This window comes from Kitasatospora sp. NPDC002543 (genome assembly GCF_053594915.1).
Genome location: NZ_JBSFWR010000227.1, coordinates 1 through 1,708, shown reverse-complemented (window position 1 = coordinate 1,708; position 1,708 = coordinate 1). Strand labels below are relative to the sequence as shown.

General features: G+C 75.8%; 2 protein-coding genes. Both read left to right on the top strand.

The genetic code is table 11. The features are described 5' to 3' along the window. Positions 1-344 (top strand): FtsX-like permease family protein (locus ACWD4P_RS38130; RefSeq protein ID WP_449782810.1); only part of this gene is annotated, 344 nt, incomplete at its 5' end. Next, the coding region (locus tag ACWD4P_RS38125) for an ABC transporter permease (protein ID WP_449782809.1) at positions 341-1,708 on the top strand (1,368 nt) is incomplete at its 3' end. The genes ACWD4P_RS38130 and ACWD4P_RS38125, both read left to right, overlap by 4 nt.

The window sequence follows — 1,708 nt, the reverse complement described above, 5'->3', positions numbered from 1 at the left end:
GCTCCGCCCACGAGCGCTCCCGGGACTCCGCGCTGCTGCTCGCCCTGGGCGCGCCGCGCCGGCAGGTCGCCCGTACCGTCGCCGCCGAGAACGCGCTGCTGGTCGGCCTCGGCGGGACCGTCGGACTGGTGCTCGGCGCCCTGCTCACCCATCTGATCGTCCCGTTCGTCGTCCTGACGCCCGCCGCCCGGCGCCCGCTGCCCGAGGCCCTGGTCGAGCTGCCCGTCGGCCAGGCCCTGCTCTTCGCGGCCGGAATCGCGGTCGCCCCGCTGCTGTCGGCCTTCCTCATCGGACGCCGCCGCCGAGACGTCGCCGCCAGGCTGCGCCACGTGGAGGAGATGTGACCACCCAGGCCGGCACCCGCGTGCCCACCGCCGACTCCGCCCACCGCCCCGCGCGCTGGGTCCGCACCAGGCTGCGGGCGAACCCGCTGGCCGCGCTGCTCATGGCGGCCCTCGCGTTCGTCACCGTCTTCCTGGCGGCCGCCTTCCCCCGCGTCACGGACCGGGGCGCGGACGCGGCGCTCCAGGACTTCGTCCGCCAGAAGGGCCTTCACCCGACCAGCCTGCAGACCGCCTCCAAGACGAGGGACGACGAGACCGCCGACTCGCTGGACCGGGTGCAGCGGCACATCGTCGAGCAGGTCGGCGGGCAGCTGACGCTGGACCGGCGCAACCTGGCCTACGGCGCCCGTGCCCTGGGCAGCCACTCCATGGCCAACCCGGGGTACGCCCACCTCTCGGACAAGCAGCCCTACCCGGACCTCGGCCTGCTCTACCTGCACGACCTGCCCGCCCGGGCGACCCTCACCGAAGGCACCTGGCCGACCGTCGGCACCGCCGACGGTCCGTTGCCGATCGTGATCAGCGAGAAGTCCGCCGAGACCATCCACATCAAGCTCGGCGACGTCATCGACAACGGCATCGACGACGTCGGCGCCGCACGGACCACCGTGGTGGTCGGCCTCTACCGGCTCAACGACCCCCAGGACCCGTTCTGGGACGACCTCGGCTGCCCGGACCGCGCCTGCCTGAACACCCAGCCCGAGCACGAGCGCTGGTTCACCACCGGGTTCGTCGGCGACGGCGGCGTGGCCGGGATGGTCCGCTGGGGTTCGACCGCCGAGAGCTTCTGGCGGCTGTCCGTCGACCCCGCCTCGCTGCACGCCGACCGGATCGACGAGACCCGCGGCGTCGTCACCTCCTTCCTGACCGGGCGCGACGCCACCGCCCTGGTCCGCGAGACCGGTCGCACCGACCTGCGCACCTCCTCGAGCCTGCCCGAGATCCTCACCCAGGCGGACGCGCGCTACCGGGCCACGCTGCCGCTCAGCACGATCGGCCCGGCCGGCGCCGCGGGCGTCACCACCGTGGTGCTGTTCCTGGCCGCCGCGCTCACCACCGACCGGCGCGCCGCGGAGATCCGGCTGCTCCGGGCGCGCGGCGGCTCCCTCGCCGGGGTGCTGCGGCGGCTGCTCGCCGAGGGCGCGGTCACCGTGCTGCCGGCCGCCGCGCTCGGCACCGTCCTCGCCCTGGTGCTGCTGCCCACCGTCTGGTGGGAGCGCGCGGTGCTGGCGGCCCTGATCGCGACCCTGATCGCGCTGCTGGCCTTCCCGGCCCGGGCCGCGCTGCTCTGGGCGCGTCCTCGGCCGGCCGGCGGCCGGGCGAGGGGCCGACGGCGGCCCGCACGGCCCGCAGGGCCTCGACCA